We start from the raw sequence: 22,402 nt of genomic DNA on the forward strand, positions 1-22,402 counted from the left end.
TCCTCACCCACTTGTTAATAATAAGTATATTATAATACATATTTATAAAAAAATAAAAATAAAAATGCCTACAAAATGTAGGCATCAATATTATTCTGTTTCTATAACCGCATAATCATGATCTTTTTCACGTTTATAGATAATGGAAACTTTATCAGTTGCTTTATCTAAGAACACATAGAAATCATGGTCTACAAGCTCCATATGCATCATCGCTTCATCTGCTGACATTGGTTTCAATTCAACTTTTTTATTTTTGACTAAATTTTTACCAACGATTTCAGCTTCTAATTCGTTAATATCTAACTCTTCATTAGATTTAAAAAACTGTGCTACACCATCTCTTTGACGATACATGGAATTAATCTTATCTTTATGCTTTCTGATTTGAGTTTCTAATTTGTCTACAGCAAAATCAATCGCTGCATATAAATCATGTTTACTAACCTCAGCCCGTAAAACAGTGTGTTTAATTGGAATCGTGATTTCAATTGTTTGAACTTCATGTAGTACACTACAAACAATTCTAGCCTCTAAATTCTCTGGATGATTAAAATAATTACTAACTCTTTTTAATTTCTCAAGGACATAATTTTCTATTGCTTTAGTGAATATAAATCCATCCTTACCACGAAAATTTACTTTCATACTCAACAACTCCTTTATCTGTTTATACATCTATTTTAGCACAAATTGAGTATAATAGTCCAATTTTTACACTTAATTTTATATTTTTACGACATTTGTAGCCTGTAACCCTTTGTCACCTTGAATTAATTCAAACTCAACATCCTGACCTTCTTCAAGCGTTTTGTATCCATTAGCGACTATTGCAGAATAATGAACGAAAATGTCTTCTACTTCATCTTCTCTACGGATAAATCCATAACCTTTTTCATTATTAAACCATTTAACTTTTCCTCTAGCAACATTAGAATTATTACTCATACATCCTACCTCCAAAAAATTACTTTATATATATATTAATACATTATATCACAAATTTCAAAGTTTTTTAACAGATAAATTTCGACAATTTTCTCGTTTAACTACGAAAAAGAGTAAAACTAATCATTTTTTTAACATTTTTCTCAAATAAAAGCCTACCAATTTTGTGAACTGTCGCTCCAGTTGTATAGATATCATCAACAATCATAATGTTTTTATTTATAAGATTAATATCTTCTTTTAAGCAATATTGATTATCAAATAGAATTCGTTCACTTCGTCTTTTTTTACTCTGTTTTTCATTATTAACTTTGTTTAGAATATCTAGTATCGGGAAAGGCATTAACTTTGCTAGAAACAAACTTTGATTAAACCCTCTTTCATTTAACCGGTTTTCATGAAGAGGAACAGGAACTAAATATAAGTTATTGAATTTCTTTTTTTTAAAATACCATTGAATTTCTTTTTTAAACGCAAGAAGCAATTTTGTATCACCTAAAAATTTTACTTGTTTTAACATACTTTTCGCAAAATCATTATAATAAAAAAGTGAATAATTGATTATATTAAACATTTTCGTATTTTCATTACTTTCCCATTTAAGACAATCCCCACATATGACTTCCGTTGTTTTTTTTCCACAGCGTATACAGCCGTTTTTAACACGTTCTAAGCGACTTAAACATTCATCACACAACAATCCTTCACTTGATTTAAAAACGTTAGAGAAGTTCATATTATCCCTAATTATACATCCACAATATAAGCAATACTTCATAATGTTACCTCAACAATTGCTTTTTATAAGCAGTTTGATTCATTCTCTTTATTTCTTTTATCGCTAATTTAATACTTTTTGTTTGATAATCTGTAAATAAAACTACATCAGATGTAGGATATCTTTTATCACGACCTGCTCTGCCTACAATTTGCACAATCGCTCTTTCATCAAAAACACGATTATCACTACAAAGAATACAGACATCAACATTAGATACCGTAACCCCCCTCTCTAAAATAGTCGTTGTGATAATAAATTGAAGCTTGTTTTCACGAAACTTATTAATAATTTGTTTTCTATCTTTCATTTCTGCGTAGACAAACTGACAATTGAACTGGGGTTTCAAAATGGTTTCTAATTGTTTTCCACAATCAATAGTTGGTACAAAAATAAATACTCGTTTATCTAATCCTTTTCTTTTCATTAACCAGATAAAAACCTTTTTGGGACATTTATTATTTTCAATTTTTTTTAATGTGTGATTTGTAAAAACTACCTTTGGTATTGGAATAGGATACTTATGATAACGAGCAGGAATGATAAAATAATCTAACAGCTTCTTCTTCATCAAATACTTAATTCTTTTAGTTGGTGTTGCGGTTAATAAAATAATCGGTGCTTCTGGCTTCTTTGATTTCTTAATGAATCCTTCTAACATTTTATTATTATAATATGGAAAAGCATCTACTTCATCGATAATAATTAAATCAAAAAAATGGTAGTAATTTATTAATTGATGCGTTGTCGTGACATACAAATTTCCTACTTTTCCTTTATCAGGAGAATTACCATATAAAGAAATAATATCAACTTGATAAAAATCCCTTTTAAAGCGTGGAACTAATTCTAATACCACATCTTTTCTTGGCGTAGCAAAACAAACAATATCTTGATTATTTAATGCTTTTAATATTACTTCATAGACAATCTCTGTTTTTCCTGCACCACACGTTGCCAAGAATGAAAACATAAAAGAGTGAGATTACTTTTTCTCACTTTTTATATTTCAAAGAAGTTATTTTCTTCTTTGATTATTTATAAATATGGTATTATTGCTAACTTTAATAAAGAGTATGGCTATATTTCAATTAATCGGGGAGAAAACAGTACACTTAAGAGAACAAAATTAATCAAGTTTAATGAATAAATTAATATGGTGACATGCTTATAAATTTGATCATATTACTTCCTATATAATTATAGAAAGGAGAATTGTAATGAACTGGTTACAAGAAATATTAAAAGCGAAGAATATGTCAGTTGAGGAACTATCTAAGACTACTAATTTAGATTGGAAGAAAGTTATAAATCATAATATAGCAATTGATGATTTAACTATTGAATATGGATATTATTTAGTCCATACTTTGAATCTAGATTTGGGAAAATTGTATTTAAAATATAAAAAGGAGTAAGTTAAAAGTTTACTCTTTTCTGCTATTAATTTCTTCCCCTCAATGGAAAAAGAGCATATTTTCTTAAAGTTAACTTATGTGAGATTTGAATTTTTATAAAAAACTCTATAAAATAATGGTTAATTATGGTAAAATTAAAATTGCATAAAATTTTCAAGAAAAAGGAGAAGTTTTTAATGAAATATTTTAAGAAGATTATATTTTTATGCATTTTTACCATTTCTTTATCAATTTTTATTAATGAGAAAGTTACTGCGAATGAAATTGATGATGATCCACTTAATGTTAATATGCCAAACGGTTGTATTGGAGTTATTTGTGAGGATGATGGTGGAGGAGGAGGAACTAGTGACGGTAATAATAGTTATTCTACTGCAGTAACTATATCTACACATTTTGATGTTAAAGAATCATACAGTAGATCAGATATTATAGATTATGATTATGATTTAGATTATTTTAAGTTTTCTACTAATGTAGATGGATATATGAATTTTCATTTTTCATCTGGTTATAACGATCCAATAGTTGCAAGAATATATGATGAAAATAAGGTAGAATTAATAAGTGAAACAGCTACAGATCCTAATTATTGTGAATCATGTTCTTTTGATATTAATGATTTTAGAATTGAAAAAAATAAGATATATTATATAAGAATAAACGATGGAAGTGCTACAGATCCATATAATACATACGATTTCTCAATGACACTTGTTGATGATTTAAATAATGAAAATCATCCTGTAACAATTAATTCAAATGCTAATATATCATCATCAATTGATTATAATGGAGATGTTGATTATTATACTTTTACTAATTTAGGTGGAGTATATGAAATATATTCAACTGGATATGGTACAGGAAATATTGATATGAAGGCAGAATTATATTTATGTAATGATAGTAATTGTAGTTCGCATAGTACAAATCCAATAGTTACAAATGATAATCATCCAGGTACAATGTCTTTTAGTGGTATGGGAAGTAATGATTTTGGATTCAGAGTTGATTTGGGATATAATAATGATACATACAAAAAAACTTATCTACTAAAAGTATATCATCCTACTAACACTCAAACTGGTAGATATACAATCCATGTTGATAAATATATTGGCGAAGTAATAAATATAAATTATGTAAAGAATGATAATATCGGGGCATTATGGGAGAATAACGTAATACTTGGAGATCCATTAAATAGCCGTAAAGGCAATATTTATATTAAAGGCACCGATCTACTTGAAGGCACCGTGCCACGAATTCTTAAAGATACATTCGGAAAAGATTATGTTAATAGTGAATATATAGTAAGAGAATTATATATTTGGGATAAAGATACACTCCATGCAATGCACGATGCATTAGAATTTTATGTTAGTAAGTTAGAAGATTTAAATGATAAATCAGATTTAATAGTAGATGCGACAGTTGTAACTGGAGGGATAATTATTTCAGTAGCTTTTCCTCCATCAGGACTTTTTACATCAAAATTAATACTTACCTCAGCAACTAGTATTATGATATACTTTGTACAACAAATAGTTACTGATTTACTTGATAAAGGCGATACTATTAATGATATATATAGATTATTAGGTTCATTAGACACTGCTATCAGTTATCCTGGAGAAGCAACCTTTGTGTTCTCAGAGGTTTCTTATATGGTCGAAGTTGGTCCTATGTCTGGTGTTCCTGAAAGTATTATACCTCATTTTAAATTAAAAAATGGAGCCACGTTTCATACTGGTACTTCTATAGATCCAAACCGTAATTATTTTGGAGGTAAGATAACTTTAATAAGTAAACAAAACCAGGATATGGATCTTTTATCAGATATTTTAATCAGTTTAGCTCGATAAATTTTGAAGGAGAATATTAAATGAAAGATGAACAAATTGTCAAAATTTATGAAAAGGGAATTAAGTATCAATTTATCAATAATATTTCTATCGCTTTCCTTTTTTCGGTTTTTTTTGTTTTACTTCGTATAAAAGAAAGAGAGAATACAGGTCAACTATTATTAGGAGCTTTAATTGGACTTGCCGGTGGACTTTTATTTATTTTAATATATACTCCAATTCAATGGAAAAGTATAAAAAAGAAATATGAAAAACAAAAACGAAATAGTTGATTAAAAATCATGATTGTTTAACTAATATCATATAGTAATTTTTTATTTTATTACATCCTAAAAAATTAAATTATTAATAGTTGCTGATACATCTATTCCTTTTCCACACATTTTTCAGTATAATTTACTTATTCTTAAGGTGTTTTTTACTAAAACTATAAATAATTAATTAGTACCACTAGCTTAGATTTGTTATATCATTTCTTTTTCTTCCATCTTCATCTTAACGTAATATTTTAAATATATTTTATATAAAAAAACCCAGGGAATTAACCCTGGGTTTTGTCTTTATATACAATCTCTTCTAATTTCTGTATTCTATAATACATCTCTGCAAACAAATCCGGTCTACTCTCCATCATATCAGCTGATATATCTAATGACTTGTTTATGTATAGATAACCAGCTGGTGAGTACTTTGCAAGTTCTACCAAGTCTTTATCATAATGATGAACAGTAAAGTATAAACGACCTTTCTTCATCACTTCACGAGGTATTGCAATACTATATCTATTATTATTAATGCGATCTAATTTATAAGGTTTAACAGTATCTCCATTAACAAACAAAATCAGCAGCTTGTTATCTGCAGGAATTATTCTATCAAATATAAATGTCATTGAGGTAGACATATTTTCCAACTCATTTAATATAGTTTCCTTAGTTGATGGATCCAAAGTCAATGTTCCTTTTTTAGTAATAACTTTATATAATAGTTGTTTCATTTGTATCACCAGCTTTCTTTTTAGCTTTCCAAGAAACATATCGCTCAATATATTTAATCCGGTAATCTAGATTATACAGAACAACTTCATTGACATATACTTTAGCATATGATTTCCCATTCATAAAATTAGAAATTAATGAGACCAATTTAGACGCTATCGTCAATAATAACACCGGGCTAAAATCCTTAACATCCATAACAAAAGAGGATATGAAAATAGGAAGCGATATAGACAATAGAAACTTAGGTAATATATCTTTAGATACTTTATTAAATCCTGATTCTAAACGTTCTACTTCGTCTCCTGAACGGAATCCAGATATAATCTGAGACATTTTAATATAATAGTATTTGATTTTAATAGAATCAATGTATTTATCTATATACTCTTTTGTTATCATAGATTGTAACTTTTGGATTGCTGCATCTCGTTTTTGAGATGCTTTTTTATTTTCTAGTTTTCTAAGTTTTCGATTGATGTAGTTCTTCCAGGATGTTATTTTTCTGCTCAAGTTATCTTGAACAATAAAATCTTTAAAATCAACATCAATATCATTAGCAATTGCCTGTCTAATTTCTTTTCTGTCATCTAATATACGTCTATCTGTTTCCTTTAACTTATCTACATCATAAAAAGTGGATGATAATAAAACCAATAGATTTGCTATCGCTACTGTTAAAATGTTTGACCAGTACTCTGAAGAACCAATCCTATCTAATGAAAACTGAGCTGTAACTAAATCTATTAACACAACCATTGATAATGAAATAAAGTACATGAAGAAGAAAGGAAGACATCTCCATTTATTCATTAGTAATCACCTTCCTATGTTCTTTCACTAATCGTAAATACTTATAGTGTTGCACCTGGAATACAACCGCAACTAGATTTGATACAAAAGACCATAGTACTATAAATTGAAAGTTTTGCATCTGTACTTCAGCAAACTGCAATGCAAAAAATAAGAGAAGAATAGGGAACACTCTCATAGACTCTCTAGCGAATACTTTAGCGTTCCCATCATCCATGTTTTCAATCATGTCTTTTAATTGGCCACGAAAATAAAATAGTATAACTATGGCCATAATGATTCCCATTCCGGTAGTTTTGTACTGGCTTTTTGCAACCACTAGGGCATACTTTTCAGAGACTAATATAATTGGTATACCGATTGCGAAACACGTGTATATCCAATAGAATATGAACCTCAAGGTGTTATATTTTTTCATACAATCACCTACTCATCCTCTTTAAGTTCTTTTCTATATTTATCCATTATGCTTTTGGTTTCTATTTTAACTTCTTCCACATTCTCTACAGCTGTATCAACAATTTCTTTAGCTTGATCAACAGTACTTTCAATAAGTTGTTTTGATTTGTTTGTTAAGTCAATTGCATTGTTCTTTATGTCATTATACAAATTAATGATATCAGTCTTTGTACCATCTTTGATATTTGTGTTCAATGAGAATAACATTATCATTTGATTGACGTTCTGCAAAGCTCGATTGTTTTTAACCTGGTTTTCAATTAACATATCCATTTTCTCTTCAGGTACTTTTTGTTTATCATTTGCAAGTAATTTTCTTGCTTTTTTCTTTAACCAGGATATTACCCAAATGAAGATAATAGTAATTAACAGATTTAATATTTGAACAGTGTTAGACACTGCATCACTATTGTTATACCACTTTTGAAATTCGTGTAATACATCCATTATTCTATCGCGCCTTTCTTTTCTAATCGTTCTAACTTGTCATTAAGCAAAACATTAACACGCTTTAAATCTTTTATTTCCTTAAACAGGTACTGGATGATATCCGGGTACTTCTCATCTAATAAGTCACCGATTATTTTTATATTCTTGACTTTCAGATCTAAAACAAAAAAATCCGGGAATGTACTATTCTCAGATTTCAAAGTTATCTTAATATCATCTTTTAGATTGTCAGAATTAACTACAAAACATCTATCTTTTATAGACTGTGTAGAGCCAAGTTCTAGGCTGTAAAAGAGTTTATCTTTTTTACCTATATCATTTATCACAATGAATTGGACGTCCTCAGAAGGCTCTAAATACACTGTGTCTTTGTTAATTATTACAGCTTTATTTTTTTCTAGTTTAACTTTGACTTGTTTCATTATGCTTCCCTCCTATTTTATACCTAATATTTTATGTATTCTAAAATTATCTTCAGTAACAAGTTCATGTGTTAGAACTCCTTCAGGTATTGTTTGTTCTGTATGTTCACGCATAGGGTTTTTCATAGCTAATATAGACGCTGATACTAACTTCAGATTAACATACAGTTTATGCGTTATAATAACTGTAGGAAGATAATCAATCGAAGCAACCCCCCAAAACAGCTAATGCTGTACGCATTGGCACTTATCTCTATAGGAACTGTAACTTTAGACACATGTTTAAACACCTGATCAAAACCTGACCCCCAAGTCCATACTATTTCTAGATAACGAAAATTTGATATATCTGAGCTCAATGCAAAAGTAGTTTCAGTTAATTCATTACATGACTGACCATAGCTTTCAGGTGATATCCATAAATCCACATATTTATCAATTTTATTAGATATATTTGTAGTATTATTGTCTACATCACTTTGTTTAGCATAATAACTAGATAATTGATCATTTAATTTAAAAGAGTCTCCTACTTGATATTCACCAGATCTTATTTTGGCTATATCGTCATCATTAGTTGCTATATTAGTAGCATTAGTTTCTACATCTGATTGTTTAGCATAGTAAGAAGCATCTTGATTATTTAGTTTAGATGAGTTTCCAACAGCTGTTGTTCCATCCTTTATATTACTTATGTCATTTGCGTTAGTTTGTGTATTTGTAGTGTTGGTAGTTACATCTGATTGCTTAGCGTAGTAAGAGGCATCTTGATTATTTAACTTGGATGAATTACTTGCTTCTTTAACTACTGTAGTACCTTGTTTCATTTTATCTATTTCACTAAGTAGCTTCTCTCTTGATTCGCATAATGCTACTATTTGGGCTGAGGTATCTAAAGTACAATTAAATGTTAATACAGGTAAAACAGGTGTATCTGATTCTTGATAAATTGTACTATTAGAATCAAACACAGGGTTATCACCTAGCCATGACTCAGTAGGTACAATATCCTCTTCTGTCACACTTGCACTTTGTCCTATGAATTGACCTTTTATTCGATATAGATAAACTTTTAATTTATGTACTAATGTGAGTGAATCAACTAGTGAAAATAGTGTTCTTTCCTCAGTTGTTGTAGTTGCATAAGTTATATCGTCTATAATTGATTTTTCTATATACAACCATAGTGTGGTAGATTCATAATAATAGTGTCTTACATCGCCCATAAAATCTCTTATGTATGGAAAAGTGTTTATTTTTGATAATCCATTTGGTAGTAATAAATTATCTGGTACAAAATTATTGATTTGAAAACGATAAACATTAGTTAATGTAGCATGTAATGTAAATGTTTCTTCCCACAATTTAATTAGTTTTCCACCTGTTTCTTTTTTGTTACCTACAATTTTAGTATATTCAGGGAAGATTCCTGCATATACTCTTTTACTTTCTTCATATGATTCGTATGGAATATCTTGATAACTTACCATGATTTTATGATTTGTAGTTTCACTTATACCATCACCAAACTTGAAGTAGATATATTTTACGTTTTCAACAGTCGTAAACATACCATTGTCTAAATTATTAAACAATATTCTTCTATCTAGCAACGTCATATCTTCATCATATTGTGCAATTACAAAATTAGGTACTTGTGTGTCTACTTTTATATAAATATCTTGACTAGATTTTATAATTATTGGATTTTGATTTCTGACATACCCACTCGTAGCGCTAAAAGAACCGTTCATATTAATATTTTCTTCAATGAGTACACCATCAAACAAATTCTTCACTACAATTTTAGTTGTTGGATTTTCAACATTTTCAAGTCTAGTATCAAGTATGCGAGGTTGTGCTAATTGATATGTTAGTTTTTTGCCTCGTAAACTATCTCTTGCTTGTTGTAATGTTGTGTCTTTTGCAACCATTAACATAATATATGACGCATTTACTTCAGAGTAGAATTTATCAATACTACTTATATTATCTCGTTCTGCATAAATTCCCTCGGCGTACCCCTCTAACGACATTACCCCTCTATGCGTTGTATCATTAAACATGATTGAATCATAAGGTTTTATTATTTGTATGGCGTCAACATTGACATATCCTGTAAAAACAGAATTTACATCCGCATCATCAATAGGTTTTTCAAATGGATTTTCAACCGTTAATGTGTATGTAATTATTAATGGCTCTATTTGTAATAATTGTTTAAATCCGTCTACATCCACGGTTAAGCCTTTATCTATTAATCTACTTTTATTAATTCTTACTGCGTATCCTCTAACCCATATACTTTCATTATCATCATAAGTTTCATCATTATAACAATCGATACCGTAATTATCTTTCGTATTTTGAGTTGTAAATTGTTCACTTTCAGATATTTGAGAATTAGTAAACATTATAGTATTAGCCAGTTCTCCGTCAGGGAATAATTTCCAATTTTCACTACCATCATAAACTTTTTGTCTAAGTTTTTCATTAAGTCTAGGACATTCTTCATCTACAACGGTATTTTTATGTGTATCACTTACCTTTATATCTGCGATTGCTTGTTCACTTGCAGTAAGAATTGGAAGTGTATTACCCTCGATAGATACTAACTCTTGAGGTGCTTCTAATATTTTATTAGCAGGAGTATTAACTGATTTATCAAATGTTTCTTCTACAAATGTAGGGTCATCTAATTCTGCTTTGACTTCATTTACTGCTTCATCAAGTTGAGCAGGAGTAACTAGGTTACTTAAATCCTGACCTGTTACAGCCAAAATCGATTTATCAACATAGTCTTTATTCGCTACCTGTTTTGGCGTAGTTGGTTGATAATTTTCATTCATCTCTACAGAACCATCTTTTTTAAGATACGCTCCCTCGATTGCACTTAATCTATTATCCTGAGTAGTATTTTTTAGTTCAATATTTGTTGCACGAGTTTCTAAATCACTAATTGGTTTAAAAATATCATCTACTGGGATAGCAATCTCAGAACCATTCGCTAACACCATGATTAAATCCTTGGTAGCTTCAACATATCTACCTGATTCAAATCTTAATTCAGTCGGTAAATCGAATGTAATATCAGGTATGTCCTCTCCAGATGTGTTTAATGTAACTACACCAGTCGTGGCATTGTAACTTGCATCAATAACAAAACCTTTAATATCAATATTAAACTGCTGTGTTTCGTTTTCATAATGAATCTTAGGTATATCTGTTGTAGTATCAACTGATATTGATTTGACTTTGTTTTGTAGTCTAGTTTCATGATCTTGTTCTGCTTGTTGTAAATCTGCAATCGCTTGGTCAGTGTTCGTCATATATGTTGTGATAGTAGTATCAGAACCAGTTATATGTTCATTTAGTAATGTTATATCTTCTTTATTAGTTTGTGCTTGGGCATTTACACCATTTACAGCATTCATAAATACTTCCTCAGCAGGAAGTGCTAAATCATTGCTAGTTGATGCCTCAACTGTGATATATGTTTCAGCTGTAGTTTGTATTTCTACATCATCACCATTTGTAGCGTGTATTTCCAACGATACTATTACTTGCCCTTCGATTTCGGTGATACTATGTGTTACTTTACATGTAAAGAGGTTTTTCTCTTCATCTTGAGAAAACTCCTGGTAAAGCATCACATCACTAAACACACTTCCATCAGGCAAGGTATAATTTATTTTTATACTTGCATCTTTTGCAAAGGGTGCAAAAAGAGCAATAGTACTAACACTATTACTCTTTCTAAACACCCTGGAACCAATGACTTTTGCTATTGTTCCATCTTTATTTAAGTTAATAAACATCTATGAATCACACTCCTTTTTTATCACCATTAAATTACTTAATAGTCAACACATTCATACACACCTACTTGTTTAGATTTTGTTGTTGTTCCATTAGAATTACTAACTGTATATGTCACCGTATAAGTACCTGCTTGATTCATGTCTACATTTTCAGTAATAACAATCTGTGGTGTCAAATCTCCCTCATTATCATACGCTGTAGCATAATCGCTCCAATCAGGTTCAGGTATATCTGTAAAAAGATGATCAGGAAAATCAATTGAAATAATAATCTGAGGGATTTCTGTTGGATCAAAACATACATCATTTTCATCGCAAATTAAAAATTCTGCTTTAGTTTCAAATGAACCAAAGTTTATAAACATAAACATACAAACAAATACAAGTACAATAATAAATAAAAGCTTTTTCATTTATCTTCTCTCCTTTTTAACAATAATAAAAAGAGCAATAGATTTACTATCACTCTTCTGGCTTAACTTCGCTATCATCATCAAATGTAATAATATAGTATAGTTTTTCACTTATCTGATAAAACAATTTAGCTCTAATAATGAAAAACATCAAAACAAAAACAAATATGGTTATGTACAACAATAAATTCTCACCTTTGTTTAATATTATTGCTACAATTAAACCCAGAAATGAAAAATAAATGGGGGCACGAGACCACCACTTCATCTCTTCTAACCAATCCTTAGCAAGTTTCTTTTTACCTTCTTTCATTGTTTCCTCCTAAGTTCTTAATTATATGACTTCTTTTATTTGAAGTATACATTAAATTCTCCACTACGTAAACTAGTTTTTAATTGTTCAATACTATTATCATCATTTATTAGCATTATGATATCTTTTGTTTCTTCAACAAGGAGTACTATAGTTTGTAAATTGTCTACTATTGTAGTTTCAAGACTACTAAACGAATAATTAATATTAAATTTGTCGATATCATCAGATTCATAAGATATTTCAGGAGTTCTAGAATTAAACGTCAACTGTAATATAAAATCATCAGATATACTGGTATCCAAAGATAAACAAGAGGTAAAAAAGTATAATTTTAGTGAATAAGAATTAATTGAATTTCTATATTTTTTTATGTTTTTGTCATGAAAGAACAAACTACCAATTGTCTTGTATTCTAGATTATAAGTTAAATTAATTATTTCCCTAGCATCTTTTTTTACATTCAATTGATTTAGTGTAATTTCTGCATTGTGGAAAAAACCATTAACTTCGGTTTCATTAGATAAGGGATAATCTCTGGCAAAATCTTCTTTTGTAAGAAAATCAAAGCTGTGTGAAAATCCTATGTCTACCGTCTCAAAATTACCATACTCATCAGTATATGTTACACCTAATTGATTGTTTACTTTGCTAACCCAATTTAATGATTTAGAGTACCCCAACAATGTATTATTTAAAGTTTTAATTTCATATATTATTTTATTTCCGTATATTGCTCTTGAAACAACAACTTTTGCTGGTATTATAGTATCATTCTTTAGATGAAATCTTAACCCTGCAAAAATTGATCTATTTTCTTGAGGTTTATTTACTAAAAAATTAAACTCGTTTTCTAATATTAAATCAAATCTGGATGGATTAATAGACACGCTATTTTCTTTTTCGTAGTTTGATAAATCGCTTTTCAATACACCAATATATAATTTTTCTCCGATTAAAATATTTCTATTTTCTATTCTTCCGGTTGCTGGTATTTCCCAAGTTCTTATCTCATTTTTTGCTCGAATAAATTCAGCTCTACGAGTATATCCTTTTGATAATTGCTTAGTCACATCATAGTAATTATAATACTTTGTATAACTTAGATTTGTAAGTATATAATCATCGTTAACATAGTGACCAAGTTGCGGTAAATCATCTAAACTATTATAAATTTTCGATAATATTTCATCACCATTTTCCATTCTTTTGATGTAATTTTTTAAGTGTTTAGAGTACACGCTATTTTCAATTATATTATTATTTTGGTTATATATTACAGCATATTCTGTTTTAGCTTGATTACTTTGAGAAGTTTTAGTATCGATGTATGGTATGTAGGTTATCCGATACATTGTCGTTCTTACCTCGTTTGATAAAGGACCGTCACCTCCGTGGCAAAAACCTTTAATATTCATAATATGTTTATCATTATACTTATAGTACAAGGTGTAATCTTTTGTATTCCACGGATCTGCTGAGACTAAAGCAGCTGGTTTCAAGGTTTCCCACTCTTTAAATTCATATATATATTTTGTCACATCATACCATGCTTTTGTTGTACTCGAAGGACCAATATAATAACCTTCTATCTTTATAATTTTATTAATTCGATTTGGTAATGTAATAATAGCATTATCATCTGTTATTTCTGATTTTCCTTCAGGAGCATTAACATACACACCAAGTCCTTCAGCAGGATGAACAATTATATCATCTACAGAAAGGTTAGATACATTTGAAATAACAGTATTTGCATAATTTTCAAGGGGTTGCTGAGTTTCTACTCTATTATTATTTTCAACGATATAATTATTTTTATTTTTCACATCTAATTCATCAAATGATATCATTAATTTGCCATTAGTTTCATAGTTTCCAAATTTGATTCTAGGAAACATATCAAGATACATTCCAATATCTACTAAGAAGTCAAATAAAGTATATTCTGAAAATGAAAAATCTGGTGAATCTATTGTATGAAAAAAAGTTCTAATTTGGGGATCTATTTCAAATTTGTATAGTATTGTTTTATCAATATTATCTAATTTGACTACTGGAGTAATTTCTAGTATTCTATCGATTTCTTCATCTAGCATTTTTTTAGGATGATGTATATCTGGATTTAATGGTTGAGTAATCGTTATGTTATCTAATTGTATTCCTTTAGCAATTTCAGTAGGCTCAATTAATTCTAATGTTTGAATATAAGCATTATACCCAATCCTTTCAGTAGGAGAATTGTTAACTAAATAATCAAATACTTTATTACCATCAATCAATTGAACTTTTGTTAAAACAGGAAGAGATTCTTTTGAATTAACAATTCTCTGTACTACTGCATTATCAAATGATTCATCTAATTTTAGATGATTAGGATACGGTAGAAGATTAGGTGATTCTACCCATTGACCTTGAGATATTTCTATTCTTAACATATTTATCTTCTCCCATATATTGTTTGTGTACCGCCGTATGTTTTTCCAGTGATCATATTAGTCCTAACATTATACAAATTAGCACGAGTTCGATGTTTACCTCCAGCACTTAATAATGTGTTAACTTGCTCTTGTTGTTGACGTTTCATTTCTTTCCATTCTGCATATAACTGATTTGCAACACCTAATGCCATCATTGCAATACCAACAGGAGTTGTAAAACTAGCTGCTATTCCTAACATTTGACCAGATAATCCATTTGTAGCGGTATTTGCAACATTCATCCCTACTGTCTTGGCAATTTGATTTGATGAAGCTTTTTGTCTCAAGGTTATATCCGTTTTAGTTGTTGTTGCAGCTTTTTGAATTGATTCTCCAATATCATTATTGCTGAAACTATTTCCATTTGAGTTATCTTCAATTTTAATTGTAATTACATTTTCAGCCATATTATATCACCGTCTTCATTAAGGTGCAGGATAAGATAACATACCCACCAATTGATGTATCCTCAGTCACTTCAATCAAAACTGCATTAAGCCAGTTACGTGTATTTCCATTGTAATTCACTCGTACACTAACAGTTGGATTATCTTCAAACATTTGAGGGTAATATATATATCTCATAAGATCGGATGCAATTGTATCATCTAATCGAGTGTGCATAGTTAATGATAATGTATTTATCACATATTTTTTTAGCACCTGTGGAGTTAGTCCACTTTCAACTGTTCTTATATCTGTTTCCACATGCACTGAAGCATTATGGCTAATTACTCCCTTGACTTCAACTTCGTTAATAAATACTTGAAAATCATTTCCAAACATCGACTGATCAGAATGAGCAATAAAGCCTGTAAGAGAAATCTTTTGATAGAATACACCATCAATTGGTCCTGTATTCTCTAGTGGAATAGGTGAGTTAAACGTTATGATATATCGATACGTTTCATTATCATTCAAAGACCCATTCATGGTTGATATCAAAATATCTACATCATCATAAAACGTAACAACTGATTCAATAGGAACTATAAAATCAATTGAAAACGAGAAAGACGATGAAAATAAGTCCTTGAGCGCAACTATTTCACCAGCCTGAGTCCTAAATATTCCTACGATGTGAGATTCATAATCTGCAATCTGTTTTTCAATTGTCATATCTTTGTCAATGTTGATATAACCAAGGCTATTGTTATCAACATATATTTTATATTTATCACCTAATACTGCTTTAATATCAGATGCAATATCAGTTTTAATCATGCAACTCTACCTCCTGTTGTTGATGCTATTTCTTCAGCTGCAGCATTAGCAGCTCTTTTTGCCCACCCTTCATGTGGGTTACGTTTCCCATTCCAATGTGGACTGACCCATGGAAGAGTAGTAATAGGTCCATATGGAGCCAATGGTCCACCCATTTCAACTCCCATTGAGTTAGGACCAAATTGTTTTTTAACAAGCCCTCGATCATGCAAATTCTCAGTATCTACCGGGCAATCTCTATAAAGATGCTTATGAAGTATGTTAGTCATTTGAAATAATGTTAATCCCATAACTATCACGCCAGGTCCAAGATGTATTCAACTGACAGATTTTGTTTTAATAACATCAACTGCTTAGAATTCACCTTTTTAGATATATTAGCAACGACTAGTTCTTTATCATAAGCATCTAATATAATTTTATCTCCATAAACAAAATGAAGCTCCTCATGAGTTTTGATGCTCTGAGAAGCTTTCATCCACATTAGTCCATTAGTTGGATCATTACTAACATATTTTCTACTGTCAATCTGTTCATACTTAAATGTCTTAACTGAGTTCTTTCTAATTAATTTGGCATCACCATATTGTTTTGAGTTGTTATCATTCATTTGTAATATCATAGTCTCACCTACCAATTACGAGTTGGGTCGAATAACTTGCTAACAGGATCATTATAAAACAATTCATCATCTGAAATTACAGTTCGTAAAAATCCCATGTTTTTTAATATATCCAACGCGCCTGGACTGATTCTCATCTTCTGCCAATCATCATAATTAAACTGGCCATCAGGTAACATGAGTGTTAAATCACCATTAGACAAAACATACAACGTCTGTTCAGCTAAAGCTCGTTTGAAATCTTCTACACGTTCATCATCTTGGGAAAGGTAATTATCTATTTCAATTCGTTTACTAAAATTAGCACTGTTACGAATAATATGATCATAAACACGATAAGATAATTGTTTTAAAAATATCTCAGCAATATTACTTGCATTATTTTTAACTTTTAAAGATGAGCGGACATCAAGTGCCCGCTCGTTTCTCATGTAATCATTATCGATGATATACATTTAATCACCCTATTTCGCTGGAGTTTCTTCGTTAACTTCTTTTTCTCCAAATGGTTTTCCAACTGAATATGAATCTTTATGTTCTTTAAACCATTGCATTGCTCTTTTGTTACCATTGTCAATTTCTCCAACACCTTTATTAAAAGATACGCCTGCAGATATGCCGACGTATTTTTTGTTTTTTGTATAAATTTTAGTAGTAGCCATAATAAACCTCCTTAATTAATTTTGATTTTACGATATACGCCCGCAGCACGAGTTGCTTTTAATACAAGACCTGCAACCATTTCATATTCACCTTTTTTAACTGCGTTAGGTAATTTCCAGTTTGGCATATATTGATTGATTACATTTCCACCTTTAGGCGTAATACAATGCAAACCATCAAGACCAATTCGAACAGCATAAATATCTGTTGTCCCAGCTACACCATCAATTGGAATTATTGGGTCAGAAGTACCAGGTTTGTCACCTAGTTCAATAAGTTGAGTGTTACCCCATTTTATAATCTCTTGACCTAATTCATTTTTAGTTTGCATGAATTGAGTAGAGCGGTCTGCAATAGATTGGAACACTGCATACATTTCACGATTCATCAAAAATGCATCTGGTGATGAATCTAGTTTAGCTCTCCAACGTCTTAATCCATCTAACAATGTTTTATAATTTGAATCAAGTGCAGCAGCAGTTGAAAGGTCAATAACTGCAGATGGAATAACTTCTGTAGATGAACTAACTAATGCTTTATCTAATCCATCAAAAGAATTAGCATCACCAGCTGTATCACCATTGATGAATGTATCCCCGAATAGTGCTCTTGCTGCAGTAATCCCTTGTTCCATTTGAAATGCTAGTTCATTTACTAAACCTTCTGTATCTAATTGAATAACACGGTCGATTTGGAATGAACCCCCAAAAATACCTAGTGAAGCAATAAATTGAGAAGTTTCAGCTTCATGAGGAGTGTACTCAGAGTTTATTGCTCTGAATGCAGCAGAACCATAAGTTGTTACACGATCATATAGATATTTTAATGAACTACCTTTTCCTTGAGGTGAAAAAGTGTCATCAAATAACATAATATCTAATAAAGGATCCTTACGGAACTCATCTATGATGGAACCGTATAATTTATCTTGTACTCTTGTTCTAACCTGTTCTAATGTTACTGGCATATTTTATGCCCTCCTTTTTTTATTTTTTATTCTCCACCTTGAATAGTGAAAGCCAAAGCTTCAGCAATCCCTTTGGGCTCTTGATGTTGAGGCGGATTTTGATTAGGATCTCCTCCAATTTTCTTAAATCCAAACGGATTAGGAACATCCTTCTTTTCAGGTACAAACAAAAAAGACTTCGATTCTTTCAAAGTCTTCAACTGGTCATCTAGACCCTCGGTTATATTTCCGTTCTCATCGAACTTCAATTTACTTTTATCTACTTGACTAATTGCGTAGTCAACATCATGGACTTTCCCATTGAAAGCCATTTTGAGAGCTGTGTTCTCTCTCGTTTCTTTTAGCCGAGTTTGATAGTCTACTTCTTTCTTTTCAAAATCAGCTTTTAGAGTTGCTAACTGAGTATTGAGTTCTTCAGTACTCTTTGCACTCTTTGTAAGGTCTTCAACCTTTTTGTTATATTCTTTTACTTGTTTTTCAAACTCATTCTTAGCATTGTTTACTTCATCAAAACGAGTTCTAGCTATGTAGTTTTCAGCAAGCCCGAAAATATATTTGTTACTTCCTATTTTTTCAGAGACTTGTTTGAATAGGTCTTCACCTAAAAGTTGTTTTAATTTTTCCATTTTACTTTCTCCTTTCACTTGATATCGCAGTCGTGTCTGCGTAGGTTAAAATGAAAAAGGATGCTTTTATCGTCATCCCAAGACGAGTTGTTTACACTATGTTTTTATTGTACTTCAAATCTTGCCAACGCTTATCCTTAACGAGTCTAAATCCTGGTTTCTCACGCCAATAGTGAGGACGATATAAACCATCAGTACTCTTAACAAGGTGATTACGTTTAGCTTGCCATACTCTTACTTTAAGACGTGCTTTACGATATTCTTTTTCAGATAATGATCCAAGTTCTCTTCGTTTCCACATACGAATCTGACGTTCCATATTACGTTGTAATTGTTCTTTTTTATATATTCGATGTTGTTTACCGATGTTAGCATGTTTTCTTTTTCCGGTATCGATATTTGGAACATAGTCCGGTACTTCAGGTATCTTGTCAACACCTTCAATAAACGTTAACCTGTTGTGACGACAATTGTACATTAATTGGACTATCTCATCATACTAATGTATGCGATGCGCTTCGAATGGCACAATACCCATTCTACTCCCTTTCGGGATAGTCTCTACACTTTCTATTGTAAAAGATTATTTGTCCCTTTTTACAATAGCTTAGCACGGGATTGGGATGGCTCCGTTCCCCGTTAGCATAAATCATTAGGATTTATACACCCACTTTGTGTTGTGGTTCACACCGTTTTACTTCCACCCAACTTTTCGTCAATGGAAGAGTCCTGCCTTTATAGCAGTACTAAGTAAATCATGTTTTCCATCTGGCTTTCCATTTTGGTAAACATCATCTATAAGGACCTTGTTTTGCCATGGGGTACACAAAGGACACGCCGAACCATGTATTGTGATATACACAAGATAATTACCAACTTCAGATGCTTTTTCACCTTCGCCCATGAACATGATCTCTTGACTGCCTTCTACTGTTTGTAACTCTAACTGATTAACAATATTCATTCTTCTTCCTGCAGCCGTTAACCCAGCAGTAATTCCACCAACTAGTAATGTCTTACCAGCTAAATCAATTGCACTATGAAGAGTATCAGAAGCTTTTGCTAATGTTTTAGTCTTAGACACAGTTTCTAAATACTGTCTATCTAGGTCCTTTAAAGCATTATGAAAAGCATAATTGAGTTTACTTTGAATATCTTTTATTTGCTTTTGAACTCTACTATTTTTACCAAAAGAAGATACTGAATAACCTGTTCTTTTCAGTACTTTTCCTTTTTTCTTTGCACGCTTTATTTGCTTGGTGACATAATTAATACCAAACTCGTAAGATGCCTTTAAATCGTCTAGAATGGCTTTGTTAAGTGGCTTTATATATGATTTAACAATTGCTTGATTCCTTCTTTGAAATGTTGTGAACTTACTTAGTTGTTGGCGTTGCCATTTATCTACGTCAACCTTGTTGATTGGCTTATCTTTCTTGGCATCAAAGAAGTTCTTGTAGTTGACAATAAGTCCTGATTCCATTTGTTCTAGGATACGTCTTACTTCTTCACCCGTACTGATTCCTTGAGCATCAATCATTATTTATCAGCTCCTGGTTCCTCTTCTTCTCTCTTTTTATCTTCATCATCATTTTCAATATCTTCTTCAAAAAAGTTATCCATTCCACCAAATTGACCGTTATCTTGAGCAAAACTATTTTCATCCTTAATGCGTTGAACTTCCAATTCTTTTTCTTCATCAGACTTGGTATCACCATACATTTGCTCAACTGCTTCTTCAGTACTCATGATTTGATACTGTTTAGCTTTACCAACTGTTTCAACTACTGCTTCAAATGATGGATTGTTGTATTCACCAAATTCAATAGTTGCTTTATATTCACCAGGTGCGTTCTTACTCATGGTATCGTAAGTCTTTAACACCAAGTCGACTAGAACAGGAATAGCTTTTTCTAATGCTGAAATCAGTTTGTTGCGTGTGTACATTGTAGTTTTTTCTTTTTCACGTTGAGCTTCTCCATTGTCTAGCTTCTTAACATCAATACCTAATGTGGATGGCGCTAAAAGACCCATGAGACAAAGGTCTAGAAACTGTGTGTATGATAGCAAGAACCTCTCTGACTCAATAGTAGGTTGAATAGTAGTTGGTTTTTGTTCATCATCTTCATTCATTGATTGATTAAGTTTGTAAAACTGATTTGTTATAGGGTTAAATGGAAGTTTGTTACCTTCAGCATCCCGAGGTAGTAATTCCTCCGGAACAAACTTTTCAGCACGACCAAGACGGATTGCATCAAGCCACTGACTAATAATTTCATCTAGTGCATCAAAATTATCATATTTACCATCAATTATTGATTGACCACGATTTTTATACTTACTAGACTCAAAGAACATAAGAGGAACAGCCATGAAAAATTTGCCTTCATATTCCACATCTACTAAGTCTTTAGTTTCTTCTAATAAATTTAAATCTACTTTATTTCCTTTATCATCTTGTAGTTCATACTTGATAGAACCTTTACCATATTTTTCAACCAGGATGTATTCCTTGTTCTTTTCATCATAGTAGTTAGTTTTAAACTGAACTTCAATCAATCGCCCACGTTTATAAACATAATCAACTTTGGAACCAGAGTAAAACTCTACAATTGGGTATTCGCTAATATCAGAATCAATACTGATTTTAAACGCTCCATCACCATCAACTAATGTATCTCGTGTTGCATCCTTGATAACCTTCGAAAGTGAATTATCTTTTTGAATCTCATTCCATAAATCAATTTCTTCTTGTGTATGGCCATCTCCACCTGGTTTATCTTTTTCTTTTTCAGTTAATTCAACACCCAGTGAATCATCAATTGTAATATCAGTAAGCATATTAATCATGAGAGCAGGTAATCCTGAATGGATTTTTCTAATTGTTTTCCCAGTTGGGGGAGTAACATACCAAAACCGACTATCATTTGTTCCCCACATACCTAGATGCTTGTAAAACTGACTTAGTTCTGATGGATCAGCACGATACCACACACGATTCATCAAGACATAATCTTCATGAGTAAATGATTCACGTATTATCATGTGTCTAGGTTGTGCAGGGATAATACCCAGCCATTTTTGGATTTTATTCTTAGCATAATTAATAATCCCCAAAT

General features: G+C 30.9%; 27 protein-coding genes. 3 read left to right on the plus strand and 24 right to left on the minus strand.

The window, feature by feature from the left end; translation table 11 throughout:
* Positions 1–90 precede the first annotated feature (90 nt).
* The 4 genes from raiA to KHQ81_12775 form a co-directional block, all read right to left on the minus strand.
* Complete coding sequence (gene raiA, locus KHQ81_12760; GenBank protein QVK17703.1) at positions 91–648, minus strand: ribosome-associated translation inhibitor RaiA; 558 nt, start codon at positions 646–648, stop codon at positions 91–93.
* Positions 649–726: 78 nt separating this feature from the next.
* Positions 727–948: a cold-shock protein gene (locus KHQ81_12765; GenBank protein ID QVK17704.1), complete on the minus strand. Its 222-nt coding sequence runs from the start codon at positions 946–948 to the stop codon at positions 727–729.
* 97 nt (positions 949–1,045) lie between these two features.
* Positions 1,046–1,726 carry a ComF family protein gene (locus KHQ81_12770; protein ID QVK17705.1) on the minus strand — a complete coding sequence of 227 codons (681 nt, stop codon included), beginning with the start codon at positions 1,724–1,726 and terminating at the stop codon, positions 1,046–1,048.
* 4 nt (positions 1,727–1,730) lie between these two features.
* Complete coding sequence (locus tag KHQ81_12775; protein QVK17706.1) at positions 1,731–2,699, minus strand: DEAD/DEAH box helicase family protein; 969 nt, start codon at positions 2,697–2,699, stop codon at positions 1,731–1,733.
* 247 nt (positions 2,700–2,946) lie between these two features.
* On the opposite strand from KHQ81_12775, the gene KHQ81_12780 reads away from it, so the two are divergent.
* The 3 genes from KHQ81_12780 to KHQ81_12790 all read left to right on the plus strand — a co-directional run bounded on the left by KHQ81_12780 (position 2,947) and on the right by KHQ81_12790 (position 5,284).
* A complete protein-coding gene (locus tag KHQ81_12780) occupies positions 2,947–3,144 on the plus strand; it encodes a hypothetical protein (GenBank protein ID QVK17707.1) in 198 nt (65 codons plus the stop codon).
* 176 nt (positions 3,145–3,320) lie between these two features.
* The gene (locus tag KHQ81_12785) at positions 3,321–5,012 is read left to right on the plus strand and encodes a hypothetical protein (GenBank protein ID QVK17708.1); all 1,692 of its coding nucleotides are present in this window, start codon (positions 3,321–3,323) and stop codon (positions 5,010–5,012) included.
* Between the two features lie 20 nt (positions 5,013–5,032).
* A complete protein-coding gene (locus KHQ81_12790) occupies positions 5,033–5,284 on the plus strand; it encodes a hypothetical protein (GenBank protein QVK17709.1) in 252 nt (83 codons plus the stop codon).
* 269 nt (positions 5,285–5,553) lie between these two features.
* Here KHQ81_12790 and KHQ81_12795 read toward each other — a convergent pair whose 3' ends face one another.
* The 20 genes from KHQ81_12795 to KHQ81_12890 form a co-directional block, all read right to left on the minus strand.
* Entirely contained in the window at positions 5,554–6,009 is a 456-nt protein-coding gene (locus tag KHQ81_12795) for a hypothetical protein (GenBank protein QVK17710.1), read from the minus strand.
* Positions 5,990–6,823 (minus strand): hypothetical protein, encoded by an 834-nt coding sequence (locus KHQ81_12800; GenBank protein QVK17711.1) that lies wholly within the window; start codon positions 6,821–6,823, stop codon positions 5,990–5,992. The genes KHQ81_12795 and KHQ81_12800 overlap by 20 nt, the downstream gene beginning before the upstream one ends.
* The gene (locus tag KHQ81_12805) at positions 6,816–7,097 is read right to left on the minus strand and encodes a hypothetical protein (GenBank protein QVK17712.1); all 282 of its coding nucleotides are present in this window, start codon (positions 7,095–7,097) and stop codon (positions 6,816–6,818) included. Before KHQ81_12805 ends, KHQ81_12800 begins: the two co-directional genes overlap by 8 nt.
* A 152-nt stretch (positions 7,098–7,249) precedes the next feature.
* Positions 7,250–7,729, minus strand: coding sequence for a hypothetical protein (locus KHQ81_12810; GenBank protein QVK17713.1), 480 nt, complete (start codon positions 7,727–7,729; stop codon positions 7,250–7,252).
* Positions 7,729–8,154, minus strand: a complete 426-nt coding sequence (locus tag KHQ81_12815) for a hypothetical protein (GenBank protein QVK17714.1) — start codon at positions 8,152–8,154, stop codon at positions 7,729–7,731. Before KHQ81_12815 ends, KHQ81_12810 begins: the two co-directional genes overlap by 1 nt.
* Positions 8,155–8,330: 176 nt before the next feature.
* On the minus strand, positions 8,331–11,972 hold the full coding sequence (locus KHQ81_12820) for a hypothetical protein (protein ID QVK17715.1): 3,642 nt from the start codon (positions 11,970–11,972) through the stop codon (positions 8,331–8,333).
* Positions 11,973–12,010: 38 nt separating this feature from the next.
* Positions 12,011–12,388: a DUF5011 domain-containing protein gene (locus KHQ81_12825; GenBank protein ID QVK17716.1), complete on the minus strand. Its 378-nt coding sequence runs from the start codon at positions 12,386–12,388 to the stop codon at positions 12,011–12,013.
* A 49-nt stretch (positions 12,389–12,437) separates the two neighbouring features.
* Positions 12,438–12,701, minus strand: coding sequence for a hypothetical protein (locus KHQ81_12830; protein ID QVK17717.1), 264 nt, complete (start codon positions 12,699–12,701; stop codon positions 12,438–12,440).
* 35 nt (positions 12,702–12,736) lie between these two features.
* On the minus strand, positions 12,737–15,139 hold the full coding sequence (locus tag KHQ81_12835; GenBank protein ID QVK17718.1) for a hypothetical protein: 2,403 nt from the start codon (positions 15,137–15,139) through the stop codon (positions 12,737–12,739).
* Between the two features lie 2 nt (positions 15,140–15,141).
* Complete coding sequence (locus KHQ81_12840; GenBank protein ID QVK17719.1) at positions 15,142–15,588, minus strand: hypothetical protein; 447 nt, start codon at positions 15,586–15,588, stop codon at positions 15,142–15,144.
* A gap of 1 nt (position 15,589) precedes the next feature.
* Positions 15,590–16,405, minus strand: coding sequence for a hypothetical protein (locus KHQ81_12845; GenBank protein ID QVK17720.1), 816 nt, complete (start codon positions 16,403–16,405; stop codon positions 15,590–15,592).
* Positions 16,402–16,695 (minus strand): hypothetical protein, encoded by a 294-nt coding sequence (locus KHQ81_12850; protein ID QVK17721.1) that lies wholly within the window; start codon positions 16,693–16,695, stop codon positions 16,402–16,404. The genes KHQ81_12845 and KHQ81_12850 overlap by 4 nt, the downstream gene beginning before the upstream one ends.
* A 5-nt stretch (positions 16,696–16,700) precedes the next feature.
* Positions 16,701–17,027 (minus strand): hypothetical protein, encoded by a 327-nt coding sequence (locus tag KHQ81_12855; protein ID QVK17722.1) that lies wholly within the window; start codon positions 17,025–17,027, stop codon positions 16,701–16,703.
* Positions 17,028–17,035: 8 nt separating this feature from the next.
* Positions 17,036–17,482 (minus strand): hypothetical protein, encoded by a 447-nt coding sequence (locus KHQ81_12860; protein QVK17723.1) that lies wholly within the window; start codon positions 17,480–17,482, stop codon positions 17,036–17,038.
* Positions 17,483–17,491: 9 nt separating this feature from the next.
* Positions 17,492–17,689, minus strand: a complete 198-nt coding sequence (locus KHQ81_12865; protein QVK17724.1) for a hypothetical protein — start codon at positions 17,687–17,689, stop codon at positions 17,492–17,494.
* 11 nt (positions 17,690–17,700) lie between these two features.
* Positions 17,701–18,657, minus strand: coding sequence for a phage capsid protein (locus tag KHQ81_12870; protein ID QVK17725.1), 957 nt, complete (start codon positions 18,655–18,657; stop codon positions 17,701–17,703).
* A 26-nt stretch (positions 18,658–18,683) separates the two neighbouring features.
* Entirely contained in the window at positions 18,684–19,283 is a 600-nt protein-coding gene (locus tag KHQ81_12875; GenBank protein QVK17726.1) for a phage scaffolding protein, read from the minus strand.
* 91 nt (positions 19,284–19,374) lie between these two features.
* Positions 19,375–19,761 carry a hypothetical protein gene (locus KHQ81_12880; GenBank protein ID QVK17727.1) on the minus strand — a complete coding sequence of 129 codons (387 nt, stop codon included), beginning with the start codon at positions 19,759–19,761 and terminating at the stop codon, positions 19,375–19,377.
* A 237-nt stretch (positions 19,762–19,998) separates the two neighbouring features.
* Positions 19,999–20,823, minus strand: coding sequence for a hypothetical protein (locus KHQ81_12885; GenBank protein ID QVK17728.1), 825 nt, complete (start codon positions 20,821–20,823; stop codon positions 19,999–20,001).
* A complete protein-coding gene (locus KHQ81_12890) occupies positions 20,823–22,400 on the minus strand; it encodes a capsid protein (GenBank protein QVK17729.1) in 1,578 nt (525 codons plus the stop codon). Before KHQ81_12890 ends, KHQ81_12885 begins: the two co-directional genes overlap by 1 nt.
* Between the last annotated feature and the right edge of the window lie 2 nt (positions 22,401–22,402).

The sequence above is a fragment of the Mycoplasmatota bacterium genome (genome assembly GCA_018394295.1).
In the GTDB taxonomy this organism is placed as follows: domain Bacteria; phylum Bacillota_I; class Bacilli_A; order Haloplasmatales; family Haloplasmataceae; genus JAENYC01.